Source organism: Lachnospiraceae bacterium oral taxon 500, from assembly GCA_002999035.1.
GTDB lineage: Bacteria > Bacillota > Clostridia > Lachnospirales > Vallitaleaceae > W11650.
Window position 1 is genome coordinate 2,890,389 of record CP027241.1, and the last position, 19,394, is coordinate 2,909,782.

A 19,394-nucleotide genomic window follows, 5' to 3' on the forward strand; every position below is an offset into this window, starting at 1 on the left:
TATTCTGTTTTTCAGCCAGTCAGACCGTTAACTGCGGGAACAATTCTTTCAGTGCCGGATAAATTTGCCGCCAGCTGCGGTAACGCTCCTCATAGCGGGCCGTCAGCTCCGCTTCCGGCCAAATGACTGCTTTGACTCCGGTTAAAGCCGCTGCGCAGTCCGCCACGCTATCGTACCGGCCACAGCTGACCATGGCCAGCATCGCACCGCCATAGCCCGGCCCCTCCTCCGTCTGCGGCAGCTCTAACGGAATGCCTAAAACATTCGCCAAAATCTTTTGCCACAGAGCCGACTTTGCTCCGCCGCCGCAGAGCTTGCTGCTTTGAATGACAATCCCTTGTGCCTTAGCCGCTTCAAAACTGTCACGCACGGCAAACGCCACTCCCTCCAGCACCGCCTGAACCATATCCGCCCGGCTGCTGTCCATGGTCAGCCCGATAAAACAGCCGCGCGCGCTGACATCATTAATGGAACTGCGCTCTCCCATCAAATACGGCAAAAAGAAGACATGGCTGCATCCCAGCCGGTCATCGGCAATGGCAGCCTGTTCGCCGGCATAATCAGCCGTCTTTAAAATATCTTCGCAAAACCACTTATAGCAGCTGGCAGCCGACAACATGCAGCCCAGCCAATGATAGCCGCCGTCCGCGTGGACAAAGCTATGCAGCGCATTGTTCGGGTCAGCGGCAAAGCGTTCCATCGAAATAAAAATCGTGCCTGATGTGCCCAGCGAAATCGTGCAGCCGCCCGCACCGACCGTGCCGGTACCTACTGCCGCCGCGGCGTTATCGCCGGCGCCAGCCGCTACCGTCACCGATTCCGGCAATCCCAGTTCGACGGCAACCGCCGGTAAGATCCGGCCAACCGCCGCACTGCTGACAAACAGCCGCGGAAGCTGGTGCTCACTGATGCCGCAAACCGCCAGCATCTCCGACGACCACGAGCGCCCCTTGACGTCCAACAGGAGCATGCCGGCAGCATCCGAATAATCGGTGCAATGCACACCGGTCAAGCGATAATTGATATAGTCTTTGGGCAGCATAATCTTATCAATCCGGGCAAAGTTTTCCGGCTCATTTTCCTTCAACCACAGGAGTTTAGGCGCGGTAAATCCGGCAAAAGCGATATTCGCCGTCCACTCCGACAGCTTTTCCCGGCCAATTACCTGATTTAAATAATCAGTTTGCTTCGCTGTCCGGCCATCATTCCATAAAATAGCCGGACGAATGACTTCATCCTTTTCATCCAGAATTACCAAGCCGTGCATCTGCCCGCCGCAGCCAATACCGGCCACCTGCGTCCGGTCAATCCCGATAAGGAGCTCAGCCAGTCCGGTCTGCACTGCCGCCCACCAATCCTCCGGCCGCTGCTCACTCCAGCCCGGCTGCGGGAAAAGCAAAGGATATTCCTTACTGACTGCTCTTTTTATCTGTCCGTTTTCCTCCACTAACAGCAGCTTAACCGCTGAAGTTCCCAAGTCAATTCCAATATAGTACATAGCCCCTCCTCCGATTTATCCGCTAAACTGACAGCCCTTTTTCAAGTTTATCAACCCTGCTGCAAAAGCTGTTTAAGATTAGCCATTTCTTTTTATTTCCCGTTAAACAGCACCTGATTCACGATACTCTCCAGCCGCTCCTGCCGGCCGCTCTCGGGCAACGCTGGCGCGCCCATCTGCTCGGCATAAGCCGCCAATTCTGCCAGTGTTGTTTCGCCGTTCATGATTTTAGCGCCGATGCCGCTCCGGTAACTGGCATAACGATCCGCCACAAAAGCATCGAGCCGCCCGTCCTCAATCAGCGCTGCCGCCTTTAATAAGCCAAGCGCAAAGGTATCCATCCCCAAAATATAGCTTTCAAACATATCCTCCGGCAAATAGCTGGAACGTCTGCTCTTGGCATCAAAGTTCAGCCCGCCGGTCAGACCGCCCGACTTTAAGACCTCATACATACACCATACCGCCTCGTAAACATCAAACGGGAATTCATCGGTATCCCAGCCCAGCAGCGAATCCCCCTGATTGGCGTCAATACTGCCCAGCATACCATTAATTGCCGACACCCTCAGGTCATGCCGGAAAGTATGTCCGGCCAGAGTAGCATGATTGGCTTCAATGTTTAATTTGAAATCTTGATCCAAGCCATACTGCCGCAAAAAGCCAATGGCCGTAGCCGCGTCAAAGTCATACTGATGCTTCATCGGCTCTTTGGGCTTAGGCTCAATATAAAAGTCACCGCTAAAGCCAATGCTGCGCCCGTAGTCGACCGCCAGCCGCATCAGCCGGGCGATATTGTCCTGCTCTAACTTCATATCAGTATTTAACAGCGTTTCATAGCCCTCACGGCCGCCCCAGAAGACATAGCCCCGGCCGCCCAGCTTAACCGTCAACTCCAGTGCTTTTTTAATCTGGGCCGCCGCAAAGCAGAAAACATCAGCCGAATTGCTTGAGCCCGCTCCGTTCATAAAGCGGGGATTGGAAAACATATTGGCCGTGCCCCACAGACATTTAATATCCGTTCCCTTCATTTTTTCCAAAATATAATCGGAAATCTCATCCAGGCGCCGGTTTGTTTCCTTAATGTCCTCCGCCTCCGGCACCAAGTCCACATCATGGAAGCAAAAATAACGAATCCCTAATTTTTGCATAAACTCAAAACCGGCATCCACCTTGGCTTTCGCATGCGCCATCGTCCCCTTTTCGGCGCCAAAAGATTTATCGGCCGTGTCCCGACCGAACATATCGGTTCCGGCGGCGCCTAAGTTGTGCCACCACGCCATGGCAAACGGCAAATGCTCTTTCATGGGCTTACCCAGCACCACCCGCTCGGCGTCATAAAACTTAAATGCCAGCGGATTGCGGCTGGATGCTCCCTCATAAGGGATAACCGGTATGGTTTTAAAAATTTCATTCATTTCTTTTTCTCCTTATCTATTTTCATTATTTTTTTTAAAAGCTTTCATCATTGCATTCGTCAGACTGTACTCGGACGGCTGCAGCACAATATCCTGCCGGGTAACCCATTCAGCGTACTTTAATTCCGAGCAATCCATGCGAATGGTATCATCACCGTCAACTTCGCAGTAAAAGCCGGCCAACAGGTCAGCACTGACACCCCAGGGCTGCGACTTATAATACCTGATATTTCTAACCCGCAGTCCCACCTCTTCCATCACTTCCCGCTCCACCGCCTGCTCCAGCGTTTCGCCGAACTCAATAAAACCGGCCACCAACGCGTTATGCCGGTAGCCTTTCCGGTAACGGGTAATCAGGATTCGGTCACCGTTAATCACACCGATAATAACCGCCGGATTCAGCCGCGGATAAATCCGGTGACCGCACTCCGGGCAAACCAGTGCCCGCTCCGCCGGGGCATGCGTCATTTTCGCCCCACAGCTGCCGCAGTATTTTGACACCGCATACCACTTTTGCAAATGATAGGCGGAAAAGACAGCAAAGATTTCCGTGTTTGCACCTAATGCCAGATTTCTTATTTCCTCCATGGTATAAAAATGATATCCGGCCGGAAGAAACTCCGTCTGCTCCGACAGAAAAAACTTTTCACCGTCTATGGCAAAAAGATAAACAAAACCGGTATTTTCCGGGAACAAGCGTCTTTCCGGAAAACGCAGGCTTTTTTTGTTTTCATCATAAAAAGCCAATAATTTTTCTTCGGCAAATAGCATGACCCTGCTGCTTGCCTCCGGTTCTGCCGCGATATAATTATTTTGAAACTTTGACGGCGCGATATCCTGTATCATTATTTTCTCCTTTAGCCCGTGAGTTACCGAAATTAACCGTCTTGCCACAGGCGTTGATATTTTAACTCATCCCCTGCCCGCAGCACTATGTACTCCTGCCGGGCGGGCAATCCTCCCCTGGTCGAAATGCTATGCGTTTCTGCCCGGATGGGCGACCTACCTGTTCGAAAGTTTCGCACTTTCGCCGGGCGAACAATCCGCCTAAAAAGAGGGCTCAGCCGCACATAGGAAAATTGAGATTTAAACTAATTTAAAAAACTAAAAATTTACTGCATTTTCTCTCTAAATGCGGTATAATAAGACTCCAACCATCCCGCATAGCAGCGGCACTTGAAATCTTCGCCGGCTGTGCAGCCTTTCGCCCAAAAAGGGCGAAACAATCTATAAAAGGAGTATCTTATGGAACGTGCAAACGCCGTTCGGCGTATTTCCGTTTTGGGTTTTTTGGGAAATGTTTTTTTACTGATTATTAAGCTGGCCATCGGCCTTGCCACCGGCAGCCAGGCTATGATCGCCGACGGCCTGAACAGCTCCGGCGATGTCTTTTCCTCAATCATGACTTATATCGGCAACCAGATTTCTGCTAAACCCGATGACAGCGACCACCCCTACGGTCACGGCAAAGCGGAGTATATTTTTTCCTTCATTATCAGCTTTTCCTTTTTGTTTGTCGCTTACATTGTTTTTAAAAACGGCGTCGAGGGGCTAATTGCCCTTCAGCCGGTACAATATTCCATTTGGCTGATTGTCGTAGCCGTCACGACCTTGGTTATTAAAACTTTTCTTTATGTCTGCGCCAGCCAAACCGGTAAAAAATATCACAGCCTGCTGGCTGCGGCTAATGCAGCTGACCACCGGAACGACCTTTTTATCACCGGTCTGACCCTGATCAGTATTATTTGCTCCTATTTTAAAATTTATTATGTTGATGCCGCGGTCGGTATCTTAATCTCCTTTTGGATTGGTTATACCGGCTTTAAAGTGCTGATCGCTTCCTATCATGTACTGATGGACCGCACTTTGGATGACGAAATCATTCACCAAATGCGGGAGCAAATCCTGGCAGCGGAGGGAGTCGATCATCTTGACTCCATTGTCGCCCGACCGATCGGCGAAAAGTTTCTGATGCTGATTAAGATTTCCGTTGACGGCAATCTGACCGTTCAGGCCGGACATGATATTTCTGATACCGTCAAAGCAGCCATTATGAAGTTTGACCAGGTGGCTGATGTGTTAATCCATCTAAACCCGGCACAAACCCATCCGCAAAGAGATTATTTAAAATAAACGATGATAAATCTTCCTGTATGCGAGCCTGCGCCGGATTTATCATGGCATGACTCTTATTTCAAATAATCATCTTCCAAAATATACGAATCTAAGATTTCAGCATAATACACGATATGATAATCGTCATGCGGATAGTACATTTCTTTGATGGCAGTATCAAGCTTTTCCGGGGTAAACTCCTGCTTGGTAATAACCCGGCATTCATAAAAAAGCTGACAGTTTTCAATTACCGGCAAGTCCAGCGTTTGCCCCTTGCCCTTAATCAGGCTGGGCTCGGCAAACTTGTCTTTTTCCCGGCCGCTGTAGCTGCCGCAGAAATTAAGCGTGTCTTTTTGACTTTGATTAAACGGAATACTCAAGGTAAATACTCCTGTCTTGTCAATCAATTCCCGGCTGTATCTGGACGGCCGAACAGCAATCATCGCCAGCGGACGTCCCCACATGGAGCCAAACGCCCCCCAGCCAACGGCCATCACGTTTTCTTTATCTCCGTCCTTGGTACATAAAAACGCGCCTTTCGGGAGTTGCTCGACGGCGTCTTTTAAATAACGGTTAAACTCTACCTTTTTTAAACTCATTTGCTCTCTCCTTATTTTATTCGCCTTTTATTTCATCAATTACTCACTGCAAGCAATTTTTTTGTTATTTTTTTAACCTCATAGAGGGCAACACCCTCCTCCGCCTCTTTACAGCCTGCCGGCGTTAATCAGCCAAAGGCAGAATCCATGCAGCTATCTACCTAGGCAAAATGCATAGCATTTCGATCAAGACAAGCTGCGCTACTTACTTTAAAAAGCGGAGCACCGCCGCCTTCATTTCTTCCCGGTCAATGACTTCCGTAAACCGCAGCGGCTTGTTTTTAAGTCCGGCAATCCCATCCGGAACCGGTGCGCCGGTTCTTTCGTGAAGCTCCTCCGGCAAAGCAAAGCTTTCGGCCCGCTGGCCGCCGCCCAAAGCCTCCAGCACCGCTGCCGAAAACTTATACGGACTGGCCGTCGATACTATCAGCGTCTTATCCTTTAATTTTTTCGTTTTGGCCGCAACGGCGGCTGCCACCGCAGTATGGGTATCCATCAGATAGCCCTCTTTTTCATAAAAATCACGGATTGTCCGGCTGCACTCCGTTTCTCCGGCAAACTCTCCGTATAGTTCTCCCATCGCCGCTCTTTGTTCGGCACTGATTTGATAGCGCCCCTCCGCCTGCAATTCCCGCATGCAGCGGCTGGTTTCGGTTTCTCCGGCAATATCATACAGCAGACGCTCCAAATTGGAAGAAATCAGGATATCCATTGACGGTGACTTGGTTAAAATCATTTTCCGGTTTTTATCATAAATATTGCCGGTCAGAAAATCGGCAATCACCTTGTTTTCATTAGAAGCAGCCAGCAGCACGCCCAGCGGCAGTCCCATTTTCCGGGCATAATAAGCCGCCAAGAGATTCCCGAAGTTACCGCTCGGCACTACCACGTCCAGTTTTTCGCCGGGCTGCAGCTCCCCGCTCCGGATAAGCTGAGCATAGGCATAAATATAATAAACGATTTGCGGTACTAACCGCCCGATATTGATGGAATTGGCACTGCTGGCCAAATATCCCTGCTCTGACAACAGCCGCAGAAAATCCGAATCCTGAAATAAGTTTTTGACGCCGGTCTGGGCATCGTCAAAATTGCCCCGGATTCCGACCGCCTCTACATTCGCACCTTCCTGTGAGCACATCTGATATTCCTGAATAAAGGAAACGCCGTCTTTGGGATAAAAAACCATAATCTTGGTTCCGTCTACTCCGGCAAATCCCTGCATGGCCGCTTTACCAGTGTCACCGGATGTGGCCGTCAAAATCAAAATCTGCTTGCCGATTTTCTGTTTTTCAGCTGCCGTTTTCATCAGCTCCGGCAAAATCTGCAAGGCCATATCTTTAAAAGCATACGTTGGCCCGTGAAACAATTCCAAAAAATAATAACCGCCTTTTTTAACTACCGGCGCAACTTCCGGCGTATCAAACTGCTGACCGTAAGCCCGCCGAACACAGCCGGCAATCTCTTCGCCGGTAAAATCCGGCAGATACAACGCCAAAATCTCTGTCGCCAGCTCTTGATAACTGTATCCGGCATATTCTTCAGCTGCTTTGGGTAAGTAGGGAAAAAACGCAGGCACAAATAAACCCCTGTCAGCAGCGATCCCTCTAACAATGGCTTCTGCCGCCGAAATTCCTTTCTCTCCGCCTCTGGTACTTTGATAGGTTAACATTTTGACCTCTACTTTCTGTTATTTATCCATTTCCTTGCGCTGCCGGCGCTTTTTCATCACTTCATGCCGCTGATTTCCCGGCAATAAAATCCAATTTGCATCCGTTCAGAGCCAAGCGCTTCATTGCTTTATTTTAACATCATAAGCAGTATATCACAATTATAAATCAGGGGCAATCTTTGTTTTGGTTTTTTGGCTTTGTCGAATTTTCCCGCTTCCTACTCCGAAAGCAGCCAATCCATCAGCCGAATCGACTTAATTCCCTCATATTCTGCGTCCAAACCACGGTCAAGGGATATCACTATTTTTTCATAATTATTTCGAATCTTTTGCAGTGGCTTTAGTTCCCGGCTTCTAATTTCTTCACTCCGCATCGTTTCAGCCACCTGAATGTATATCTTTTCTTCTCCATTATCTGCCACGAAGTCCACTTCCAAATCGTCTACTTTTCCAACCGCAACATCATAGCCTCGCCCGCGCAATTCAAAATATACTATATTTTCCAAGATATGTCCCCTGTCTCTATCCCTAAATCCCAGCAAATAATTGCGCAGCCCGATATCGGCAATATAATACTTCCCCAATGTCTTTAAGTACTCTCTCCCCTTAATATCAAAGCGTTTGACATCATAAAACAAATACGACTCCTTAAGTGCTGCGATATATGCGGCAATCGTCTGTATAGCAGGCTTTCCCTGCTTGCTCCGGTCTATCACCAAATTTTCCGATATCAACGTATTACTGACAGAATTTAGGGATGTATTATTTCCGATATTATCCGCTAAAAATAATACAATTTTGCGCAAAAGTTCCACATCTGTAATTTGTCTTTGTCCTCGCCGCTTCTCTCGCTCTAAAATATCCCGAATCACCACAGTCGAATAAATACCATCCAGCAAAATCATGGCCGCATCCTGCGTCAACCCGATGTCCGCTATGCCCGGCATCCCACCGTAACGCAGATACGCCGCAAATAAATCAGAAAGTTCTACTCTTTCGCCGGCTGCATTATATGCTCTTTTTTTCATTTCCCCACCCGGCGCAGAATATTTTTTTAGCTGATAACCATGAAATAAAATGAATTCCCGAAAAGATAAAGGATACATTTTTATTTCCAAATATCTGCCCGCTAAATAAGTCGAATACTCTGAGGACAAAAGATACGCATTAGAACCGGTAATATAAATGTCGCAGTCAAAATCAACCCGCAAGGAATTAACCACGTCTTCCCATTGATTCAGTCTTTGCAATTCATCAAAAAACAAATACATTTTTTTATCTGCCAATATTTTTCCTTTAATAAATTGATAAAAAGCCTTATAATCCATGTCGTGGTATTCGATTGATTCAAAATTAACCGCCACAATTTGCTCCGGCTGAATTCCAGACGTCAGCAAATGCTGCTGCATTAGCTTAAGCAAGCTGGATTTACCGCAACGCCGAATTCCGGTAACAACCTTTACCGGTTCTTTATCCTGAAAAGCAATCAATTGATTTAAATATCTGTCACGCGGCCTTAATTGTCGCTCCTGTTTCAACATTTCAACCACCCCCTGGTGGTTTAAATGATAACTTAAACTTTTTATTTTGTCAAGTTCTGGTTATGGATAACTTAAATTTTCTATTTTATAAAGTTTAAGTTATTTATAATCAAAACTTTTCATTATGTTGAATTTTTGTCGAACAAAGCAATCCGGTCTCATGGATGCTAAGGCTAAGTATTTTTAACGTTTCATCCTGTTAATAAGTTTTTTGCAAGCCAACAGTGAAAGCAAACCATTAAAAGCGCCGCCGACAACAGATACCCGTTATTCGGCGGCGCTTGGCTATAAAGTTTTTACTGCTGCCGCTTCTTATCGGCTATGTGAAGTCTTACCTGGCTGCAGTTTCTCATCCAACGGTATATGAGGCCTTGGTTTTTTACAACTTTTGATACAGGCATCTACATCCTTCCTTACAACGCTTTCACGTGCCCATATCCCGTCTTTTACAGCTTTTGATACAGTCGATAGAGCATTTCCGCTGCCTGTCGGCGGGTGATGGCCTGGCCGCCGTCATACAGTCCGCTGCCGGTCCTTAGCAGGAAGCCCTCGCGCTCGGCCATGGCAACATAGGCCTTGGCCCAGTCAGGCACCTTGCTGCCCGGCGCTAATCTGGCCAAATAAGTTGGTGCCTCTTTGGGGAAATGATAGCCTTTTTTGTACACCAGCATCATGCAGTTCATCTTGGCGAGCTCGGCCGCGCCCACCGAGTTTGCCGGCTTAAAGGTGTTGTCCGGGTAACCACTGACCGCGCCCAGCTTGACGCCGGAGGAAACATAGGGATAATACCAGGCATCTCTCGCCACATCGGAAAACGCGCTGACGGCGCTGCTGTCATAGGCGTATGACATCCTGACCAAAATTGTTAAAATCTCGCTCCTCTGAATGGTAGCGTCGGGGCTGAACTGACCGGCAGAGCTCCCCTGCAAAATTCCCTTGGCCGCCAATATTTTGATGAATTCCTTTTCCTTTTGCGGCAAACCCTCAATATCGGCAAAGTTCTTTTCATTGCGGCGGACATAATATTCGCCGTCATCTCTGATCTTGGCATTTAACTTCTTCGTCTTGCCGTCATAGCGGCCGCCGATGATTTCTTCTTTTCCGCTGGCGTCCTTGCGGAAAATGACATTGTAAGGATCTTGATCGGCCTTTAAGGCCAACGTGATTTGGGAAGAGGCCTTGACCTTTTTCAGTTTGATTTGATAGCTGCGGCCATCTGCCCCTTCACCGCCAAAGGCATCACTGCCCACCGGCCGGCTGCCGGCGCTTACTTTCCCTTCGGTCACTTCAATTTCCAGATCGGCCGCCGCTAAGCCTTGTAAGTCCCCGGCGGTCAGCTCCAGTGTCACCTCCGGCTGCACCTCAATCACCAAGCGGTCGATGGCAGATACTGTCTGAATATCCTTACTTACCCGCACCGCCGTCATGACCTGCTCCTTTTCCGGGGTCAGGCTGATCTTAACAATTGTTTCCAGACTACGGTTTAACTCTTTGTTGTCCAGAACAGCCTTGGCGTTTAGCTGCTCCTTGACCGTTTCCGCCTTTTGCGCGGCGCTTTCCGCCAGCTGCTTGGTGATAACAAAGCAGCCGTCCGTGGCGGTCAGCTCCTGCCGGCCGGCGGCGGCAATCATGCTTTCGGCCGAAGCCACTAATTCGTCGCCGCTTTCGGCGGTATTCCAGTCTTTGACATTGGGATCGGTGATGCTGACCGTCAAAACGCGGAACTCGGTCTGCGTCAGTTTTTCCTTCAAGACTTTTAACTGCTCGGCCGGGACATGGCTGTTTTTTAAGATCACCGTCCGCAAACCGGGCAGCTGCGCCAGCGCCGTGATATCGTCTACCCGGGCAAAGCTGAGATCAATTTCCCTGAGGTTTTTCGCCTGATCTAAGCTGCTGAGGGCGCTTAAATGCCGCCCGCTTAAATCCAGCGCCGTCAATCTTTGCCAGTCGCTTTCCGTCAGTTCGCCCGATAATTTGCCAACTGCCAGCCGAACAGCCGCTTCCAGCTCAGGGGATAAGGGATTAACCACTACAGGCGCGGCCGGGGCGGCAGTTTGCGTCAGCGGATTTTTTAAAATTCCAAGCCTGCCGTCTTTTTTAACAAGGGCAACGCCTTCGCTAAAGAGATTAGCCTCGTCATACTCAAGCGGTACCACCACTTGACCGGTTCTGTCAATATAACCAGACTTTCCATTTTTGGTCACATACGCTAAGCCTTCTCGAAAAGATCCGCCCCAGTCATACTCAAACGCGGTCACTGCTTTCCCATTTTTATCTATATAACCCCATTTTCCGTCTTTTCCTACCATGGCCAGACCTTCACTAAAGCCGCCGGCCAAATAGTGTTCATTATATTCAAACGGTATTACTGTCCTGCCATTCTTATCAATATAGCCCCATCCTCTGTCTTTTCTGACAAGCGCTAAGCCTTCGCTAAAGACAGTGGCCGAGTCATATTCAAATGGGACTACCACTTGACCGCTCTGATCAATATAGCCCCCTTTCCCATCTTTTACTACAGCCGCTAAGCCTTCATTAAAGGGTCTGGCCCAATCATACTCAAATGGTATCACTACTTGACCGCTCTTATTGATATAGCCATATTTTCCATTTTTTCTGACACTGGCTAAGCCTTCGCTAAAGCATCTTTCCCAGACATCGCGATCGTCATAGTCATAATGAAACTGCACTACCTGGCTATTTTTATCAATATAGCCGTTGCCTGTCGCAGATAAGCCTTCTTTAAAGAGTTGAGGTCCGGCATATTGAAACGGTATTATTATTTTCCCAGTCTTATCAATGCAACCCCATCTTTCCTCTTTTTTTACGCTGGCTAGGCCTTCGCTGAAATAAAATGCATCGTTATATTCAAACGGTATCACCACTTGACCGCTCTTGTCGATATATCCTGTTTTTCTATCTTTTTTTACTGCCGCTAAACCTTCTTTAAAACATCCCACCACAGAAGGCTGCCAAAATCCATCGTAACCTTCCGGCAGCCAAATAATATCTGGCCCATCCTCAGCCTTGACCGGACCGCTGAACCCGCCGCCCAGCAAAATGCTGAAACTTAGCACCAACACCAGCAACTTTCTATACCATTTGCGCGACCTCATAAATTCTCCTCCCCATCCAAAAACAAGACATATATGCTATAAACAGTGCTATTGTACTCCTTTCTCCTGATTTCTGCCCATGCCTTTCCGTTCAGGCAAGCTAACTGAATCGGCTGAATTCCGTCATAATTACAGCTTTTGATACAGGCGTCTATCATCCTTCCCTGCAGCACTTTGACGCACCCATATACTGTCTTTTACAACTTCTCATACAGCCGATAAAGCATTTCGGCTGCCTGTCGGCGGGTAATGGCCTGACCGCCGTCATAAATGCCGCTTTCGGTCTTGAGCAGGAGACCCTCACGCTCCGCCATGGCAATATAAGCCTTCGCCCATTCCGGCACCCTGCTGCCCTGCCCCAGCTTCGCCAAATAGTTCTGCGCCTCTTTCGGAAAATGATAGCCCCTTTTATAAACCAGCATCATACAATTCATCTTCGCCAGTTCCGCCGCTCCTACTGAATTTCCGGGTTTAAAGACATTGTTCGGGTAGCCGTTGACTGTTCCCAGCTTGACGCCGGAGGAAACATAGGAATAATACCAGGCATCTCTCGCTACATCGGAAAACCCGCTGCTGGCGCTGCCGTCATACGCATACGACATTCTGACCAAAATCGTTAAAATCTCGCTTCTTTGAATAGGAGCATTGGGATTGAACCGGTCGGAAGCATTGCCCTGCAAAATACCCTTGGATGCCAATATTTTGATGAATTCCTTTTCTTTTTTCGGCAAACCCTCAATATCGGCAAAGTTCTTTTCATTGCGGCGAACATAATATTCGCCGTCATCTCTGATCTTGGCATTTAACTTCTTCGTCTTGCCGTCATAGCGGCCGCCGATGATTTCTTCTTTTCCGCTGGTGTCCTTGCGGAAAATGGCATTGTAAGGATCTTGATCAGCCCGCAATGCCAGCGTTATTTGTGAGGCTGCCTTTGCCTTTTTCAGGTTAATTTGATAACTTGGGCCTTTTTGTTCCTCACCGGAAGTTTTATCGGCAGGCAAACTGTCTTTGTCGGTTTTCAGCTCGGTAACCTCAATTTCCATGTCCGCCGCCGCTAAACTCTGTAAATCCCCGCCTGTCAGTTCTATACTGACTTCCGGTTGAACTTCAATCACCAAACGGTCAATCTCCGCTACTTTTTGAATATCCTTGCTCAGCCGGACGAAGGTAACGGCCTGCTCCTTTTCCGGAATCAGGTTGACCTTAACAATCGTTTCCAGACTGCGGTTTAGTTCTTTGTTTTCTAAGTTTGCCCTGGCATTTAGCTGCTCTTTAACCGTTTCAGCTTTTTGGGCACCGGTTTCGGCTAACTGTTTACTGATAAAAAATGTTCCGCCATCTGCCGCCAGTTCCTGCTGACCGGCAGCCTCAATAATGCTTTCCGCCGAAGCCACCAGTTCATCGCCGGTTTGAGCAGTGTTCCAATTTCTGACATTCCATTCGGTAGCGGTAAGTGTCAAAACACGGAAATCATCCTTTTTTAGTTTTGGAGGGTTCTCCTTTGGTGTCAATTGATTGTCCAATATACTTCCATCATTCAAATCCAAAACACCATGCGACGGAAGCTGCATCCCTGACTGTTCAAAGAATTCCCGCGTAACTTGATCTGTCTGAACGCCGGCGGCAGCCCAATCTTTTTCCGGGAAAAAGTGATTCAACCCGCTATCAGCATTTACCGGCGTGTTTAATCCGCCGCTCAACAAAATACCAAAACTCAATCCCCATATTATTAACTTCCTATACCATTTTTGCAGCGCCATATATTTTCCTTTCACTTTTGTATCCAGAAATAAATATTGCAGTTCAAGCTGTGCTCATAATTCAAAATGCCAACGAATTATGAATATCGGTGTCCACACAAATAGATATTTATGATTGATTGGAAACAAGCTCTCCGTCATAGCAACCATAAATATCCGCTGCTCTAAACTGTGACAAATAAATTTTATACTTTATAATACTATTGTACCCATGCTTTGATTTTTGTCAATGCTTTTTAACTATACTGCAAACTAACTATACTGCAAACGCCAAAAGAATGAAATTCGAATGCGAATCTGCCAAATGCCAAACCAAAGGATTTATCAGCTATTGACATCCGCTTCAAACTTTTTCAACAAAAACCGTCCGTGGCCGCAATTTTATCCCAGTCACGAACGGTTATAGATATTATTGTCTTTTACGCTCCGCCTTCCGTCTTATCCCCCCACGGATAATAGCGGTGCACTCGGATTCCGGCACTGCCCGCCAAACAAAGCTGGCCAAGACCGGTTACTTCTTCTTTCAAGCCGTCTTTTTTCGGGTCAGCATAGGTTTCATACCACTGATCCAACTGCCGGTGCAGTTCCAGCACTTTTTCCTCATATTCGGGCTGACCGTACAAATTATGCTCCTCACCCGGATCGGCTGCTAAATGATAAAGCTCATGCTGTCCGTAAGCGTAATGATGGACATACTTCCACTCCTTTTGCCGAATCATCCGAACCGGACCGTATTCGTCAAAAATAACCACCGACTCCCGGCCGTCCGCCTCTTCACCCTTCAGCAGCGGCAGAAAGCTTTTGCCCGGCAAACCTGCCGGCAATTCTGATGAAAGCCCCAGCAAGTCCAGCAGAGTCGGGAAAAAGTCATAGGCGCTGACCATTTCCTCACACACGCTGCCTGCCTGAATCAATGGCGGATACGCAATCAAAAACGGCACCTTAACTGAAGTATCATACATATTGAGCGGGAATGTCCCGTTGCCCTTGCCCCAAATGCCGTGATGCCCCATATTCATGCCGTTATCGGCGGCAAAAATCAGGACGGTATTCTCCGCCAGCCCTTTTTCCTCCAATTTCGCCAAAATCCGGCCAATTTGCTCGTCCATTGCGCTGACCGCGGCAAAGTAGCCTCTTAGGTTTTCATGGCGCTTCGCTCGGCCGTTTTGCTTGCCGACCGCCATATCGGGGTGATCCGGCACGTCCGGGATACTGGCAAAATCACAGCTGTCATAATAATCAATCCATTTCTTGGGATGGTGTTCGGCTCCCCACGGCGAATGCGGCGCGGTATAATGAACGCTTAAATAAAACGGCGTTTCTGCATCGGCCGACAGCTGATCCAACATCAAGAGTGCTTTATCTGTAATCAGTTCGGTTACATACTCGCCCTCTTTGACTGTAATTTTACCATTTTCGACAATATCCGGCCGGTAATAATGACAGCCCCCCTTGCCAATGGTATACCACTCCCGAAAACCGTGCTGCGGCGTAATGCTGTCGCCCAAATGCCATTTACCGGACAGTGCGCAGTGATAGCCATGCTCCGCTAAGATATCGGTGTACGCTGTCTGACCGGCCAAGTACTGAATTGGCTTGCGTTCATCGGCATAACCGCCATAAGGATTTTGCTCGCCCTGCTGCTTAAAAATATCAGCATCGACATTGCCGGAGCGAATCCAGTCATGCACCCCATGCTGCGACGGAATCCGGCCGGTCAGAAGCGAGGCTCTGGCCGGTGAACAGACCGGTGAAGCGCAGAAAAAGCTGTTCATCTGCATGCCCTGTTCGGCGATTTTATCCAAATTGGGCGTATGCAGTTCCGGCGTGCCGCCCCGGCCAAACGCCCATGCACCCTGATCATCGGATAATATAAATAAAATATTCGGTTTTTTCATGTTTTTCCTCCACAACTAAACTCACCATAAGCCAGCTCTCGCTAAAAGGGAAAGCCGGCTTATGATTTCACAATTTTTTTCTATTTTTTGCTGCTTTTATAAATCTCGTTGATTTCCTTCAGCAATTCCTCGCCGCCCTGCTTGCGCCATTCTTCGGACAGCTTTTTGACGCCCTCCTCAATGCCGATTTTGCCTTGAAGCATATCAGAAAAATACTGAACCTCAATATCGGCTAACATACCGCCGTTTTTCACTTCCAGCGGTGTCTTGGTGGAAATTAAGTTCTTCACCTGACAGGCGGTTGCCAGTTCCACCGACTCCAGTGCCCGGTCTCTGGCCGGTTCTGTTTCCGGCAAATAACTGCTTTCCAGCGGCCAGAAGAATACTCCCCAAGCCAGTGCGTGTGCCCAGCCGTTCGGCGAAAAAGCATCCTTGGCTCTTTCTTCTTCATTTAAAACAATCTTATCGCCGTCCTTGGTGTAATGCACACCCTCAATGCCAAGACGCACCAGATTGATACCTTCTTCCGACAGAAGCAGGTCAAGCAAAGCAACTGCCTTTTCCGGTGCCTTGCAGTCCGCAGTAACGCAGGTATACATTCCATTTTTGCCCTGTTTACTCAAGCCGAACTTTCCGTCCGGGCCTTTCGGAGCCATGCCATAGGCAATGCTGGCATCCGGATAAAGCTGCTTTAAGCTGCTTTCAATCCGATTGACATGCCGGAACAGTGGTGCCAGCATAGCGCCGGTCTTACCCTGATAAAACTTTTCTTCTTTTTTCGGATTGGTGTTAAGCATCAGTTCCGGATCAATTGCTCCGGCATCCCACAATTCCTTGATGTATTTCATGGCTTCTACATAGGCCGGGTCTTCAAAGAAAGGAATCACATTGCCGTCTTTGTCCAGCGAGTAATCGGCATAAGGTATGCCGTAGCCAAAGAACACCCACTCAAAGGGACTGCCGTTGCTGCCCGGCTTGGTCGCCGTATAACCATAAGTATCGTCCTTGCCGTTGCCGTCCGGGTCATTTTTGGTAAACGCCAGCAGAACTGCTTTCATTTCCTCTAAAGTAGTCGGATATTTCAGGTTCAGCTTATCCAGCCAGTCCTGACGCATGACGACTAAAGTATTGGCGCTCTTAAACTGAGTGATAAAAGGCACGCCGTAGTGCTTGCCATCAGTCAAATCCCAGGCATAATCCTCATCCAGTCTTTTTTTCAAAGCCGGCGCGGCCGCTAAATAATCGTCCAAAGCAATGACCATGCCGTCTTTCACCCATTGCTGGGTGGCGCTGGTGCCAAAAGCACCGGTGACAATATCCGGCAGCGAGCCGGAGGCCATAGCCACATTGACTTTCTCAACCGAGCCTTCCGGTACTACTTCTACTACCAAGTCAATCCCCAGCTTGTCTTCAATTGCCTGAATGACCCGGTCATTTTCTTCAATCGGCTTAGCCGCTGCGTCACCCGTGGTCAACCAGCGCAGCGTTGGCCGCTCTTCGGCTTTCTTCTTCTCTTCTTGCGGCGCAGCCGTGCCGCAGGCCGAAAGCAGCAGCACCAAGGCCAGCAGCAAACCGATCATTTGGCTTCCGTGTTTTTTACCCCTTACTTTCATTTTACACCTCTTTCTTGGTTACAGTTCCGCTTGCCTGAATGCAACCTTTTTTGTTTATTGATTTATCACCCATTTCCCCATTAAAGTGCTTTTCGTTTTGCCCGAAGCATACCGCAAAGCTACGTGTGTCGGCCGGTCAGTCCGCTAAGCAAGCAACCTGTTAAGCGCAGGCATCTGTTTCGTTTTTCGGCCGAACCGGTCTGCACGATTTTCCCCCAAAGAGAAGATGAGTAATTAAAGTAACCTACGTCTGTTTATCCCTTCACTGCACCCAAAAGCGCCCCCTTGGTAAAGTATTTCTGGAAAAACGGATACATACACATAATCGGGATAATCGCCATCATCACCGCCGCCATTTTCATCGGCTGACCGAGCAAAAACAGGTTCTCGCCGCCGGACGAATACGCCGCATCATTTTCAAACAGCATCGAGCGCAGGAAAAGCTGAAGCGGCCACTTTTTCTTTTCATTGATGTACATAACCGCCGCAAAAAACTCATTCCAGTTAGCCACGGCGTAAAAGAGTGAAATCGTAGCCAGCGCCGGTTTGGAAATTGGCAGCATGATGCGGAACAGCACACCGATATCGGTGCAGCCGTCTAAGAAAGCCGATTCTTCCAACTCGCGCGGCAGGGAATGAAAAAAGTTTCTTAAAATAATCAAATTATAGGTATTGATCGCCGACGGCAAAATCATTGCCCACAGCGAGTTCATTAATTTCAGCTTTTGAATCACAATATACAGCGGAATAATACCACCGGAAAACATCATGGTAAAGACCGCAAAAAACATCAGTACCCGCCGCCCCTTTAAATAGGTTCGGGACAGGACATACGCTGCCATCGTGGTAATCAGCATATTGATGGATGTTCCCACTAAGGTGATGAAAATACTGTTGGCATAGGACTGCCATAGCTCCTTTTTGCCCAGCATATACAAATATCCGTCAAAAGCCCATTCGCCCGGCCACAAATGAATCCCGGAGCTTAAATAACTTTTAACCGAAGAAACCGATACAATCAGGCAGTCCCAAAATGGATACAGCGTCAAAAACGCCAATAACAACAAAAAAGCAATATTTACAGTATCAAAAATATGACTGCCAACCGAGCGCCGAATTTTATTCTTATTTCTCATTAGAAAATGCCCTCCTCGCCAAAGTGCCGGGCGGCGCGGTTAGCCATCACCAGCAGCAGGAAATTGACAATCGACTTAAACAGACCGACCGCCGCCGCCAGTTCAAACTTGCCCTCAAAAATACCCACCCGATAGACATAGGTGTCAATAATATCGGCCACCCCATAAACGCCGGGATGATACAGCACAAAAATTTGTTCAAAACCGGCCTGCATCAGGCTGCCGATTCGGGTAATCAGCACAACGATAATGGTCGAGCGGATTGCCGGCAGGGTAATGTACCACAGCTTATGCCAGCGATTGGCGCCGTCAACGGTTGCCGCCTCATAATACTGCGGATCAACCCCGGCCAAGGCCGCCAAATAAATGATGGTGCTCCAGCCAAAAGTTTTCCAGATCATGGACGCGACAATAGTTGGAATAAAAAACTTTTCACTGGTCAAAAACGGAATCGGATCAAAGCCCAGCGCCGTAATAACGGCATTGACCGCTCCGCCGTCCGAAGACAAAAGATTGGTCAGGATACCGCCTAAAATGACCCACGAAATGAAATTGGGAATATAAATACTGGTTTGCACTACTTTTTTTAACTTATGCGAACGCAACTCATTTAGGAGAAGCGCAATAATAATCGGAAAAGGAAATCCGAAAATCAGCCGGGTGAAGCTGATGGAAATGGTATTCCAAAAAACGGAATAAAACTTTTCCATCCCGAAAAGCTCCCGAAAAACTTCAAAGCCAACCCAGGGGCTGCCTAAAATCCCCAGTCTCGGGTTAAAGTCTTTCAGCGCGATGGTGGCGCCGTACATGGGAATATAGCAAAAAATGATATAATATACCGCCGCCGGCAAAAGCATGGCATAGAGCCATTTATGCCTTTTTATATATTTCCATAACTCTTTTCTGTTTTGCCGTTTCAGTCCGCTTTGCTTTTTCGGCTCAATTGCTGCTGTTACCATTTTAACCCCCTTTATCGCCTTTTTCAATGATGTTTTTTTGTTCAACCCTAAGGAAACAAGATAAATTTGCTCCCA

13 protein-coding genes are annotated in these 19,394 nt (G+C 48.1%); 1 reads left to right on the forward strand and 12 read right to left on the reverse strand.

Annotated features, from left to right (window positions below; all coding sequences use genetic code 11):
- Positions 1-19: 19 nt before the first annotated feature.
- The 3 genes from xylB to C3V36_13210 all read right to left on the reverse strand — a co-directional run bounded on the left by xylB (position 20) and on the right by C3V36_13210 (position 3,759).
- Positions 20-1,498 (reverse strand): xylulokinase, encoded by a 1,479-nt coding sequence (gene xylB, locus C3V36_13200; GenBank protein AVM70118.1) that lies wholly within the window; start codon positions 1,496-1,498, stop codon positions 20-22.
- A 92-nt stretch (positions 1,499-1,590) separates the two neighbouring features.
- Positions 1,591-2,913, reverse strand: coding sequence for a xylose isomerase (gene xylA, locus C3V36_13205; protein ID AVM70119.1), 1,323 nt, complete (start codon positions 2,911-2,913; stop codon positions 1,591-1,593).
- A 12-nt stretch (positions 2,914-2,925) separates the two neighbouring features.
- Positions 2,926-3,759, reverse strand: coding sequence for an NAD(+) diphosphatase (locus C3V36_13210; GenBank protein AVM70120.1), 834 nt, complete (start codon positions 3,757-3,759; stop codon positions 2,926-2,928).
- Between the two features lie 399 nt (positions 3,760-4,158).
- On the opposite strand from C3V36_13210, the gene C3V36_13215 reads away from it, so the two are divergent.
- Entirely contained in the window at positions 4,159-5,046 is an 888-nt protein-coding gene (locus C3V36_13215; protein ID AVM70121.1) for a cation transporter, read from the forward strand.
- 56 nt (positions 5,047-5,102) lie between these two features.
- Here the strand turns inward: C3V36_13215 and C3V36_13220 are convergent, their stop codons facing one another.
- The 9 genes from C3V36_13220 to C3V36_13260 form a co-directional block, all read right to left on the reverse strand.
- Positions 5,103-5,627 carry a flavin reductase gene (locus C3V36_13220; protein ID AVM70122.1) on the reverse strand — a complete coding sequence of 175 codons (525 nt, stop codon included), beginning with the start codon at positions 5,625-5,627 and terminating at the stop codon, positions 5,103-5,105.
- 205 nt (positions 5,628-5,832) lie between these two features.
- A complete protein-coding gene (locus C3V36_13225) occupies positions 5,833-7,296 on the reverse strand; it encodes a threonine synthase (protein AVM70123.1) in 1,464 nt (487 codons plus the stop codon).
- A gap of 218 nt (positions 7,297-7,514) precedes the next feature.
- Complete coding sequence (locus tag C3V36_13230) at positions 7,515-8,834, reverse strand: ATPase (protein AVM70560.1); 1,320 nt, start codon at positions 8,832-8,834, stop codon at positions 7,515-7,517.
- A 449-nt stretch (positions 8,835-9,283) separates the two neighbouring features.
- Positions 9,284-11,953: a hypothetical protein gene (locus tag C3V36_13235; GenBank protein ID AVM70124.1), complete on the reverse strand. Its 2,670-nt coding sequence runs from the start codon at positions 11,951-11,953 to the stop codon at positions 9,284-9,286.
- 197 nt (positions 11,954-12,150) lie between these two features.
- Positions 12,151-13,713 (reverse strand): hypothetical protein, encoded by a 1,563-nt coding sequence (locus C3V36_13240; protein AVM70125.1) that lies wholly within the window; start codon positions 13,711-13,713, stop codon positions 12,151-12,153.
- Between the two features lie 419 nt (positions 13,714-14,132).
- Positions 14,133-15,611 carry a sulfatase gene (locus tag C3V36_13245; protein AVM70126.1) on the reverse strand — a complete coding sequence of 493 codons (1,479 nt, stop codon included), beginning with the start codon at positions 15,609-15,611 and terminating at the stop codon, positions 14,133-14,135.
- An 80-nt stretch (positions 15,612-15,691) separates the two neighbouring features.
- Positions 15,692-17,224, reverse strand: coding sequence for an ABC transporter substrate-binding protein (locus C3V36_13250; protein AVM70127.1), 1,533 nt, complete (start codon positions 17,222-17,224; stop codon positions 15,692-15,694).
- Between the two features lie 254 nt (positions 17,225-17,478).
- Positions 17,479-18,360: an ABC transporter permease gene (locus C3V36_13255; protein AVM70128.1), complete on the reverse strand. Its 882-nt coding sequence runs from the start codon at positions 18,358-18,360 to the stop codon at positions 17,479-17,481.
- Positions 18,360-19,319 carry a protein lplB gene (locus C3V36_13260; GenBank protein ID AVM70561.1) on the reverse strand — a complete coding sequence of 320 codons (960 nt, stop codon included), beginning with the start codon at positions 19,317-19,319 and terminating at the stop codon, positions 18,360-18,362. Before C3V36_13260 ends, C3V36_13255 begins: the two co-directional genes overlap by 1 nt.
- Positions 19,320-19,394 lie beyond the last annotated feature (75 nt).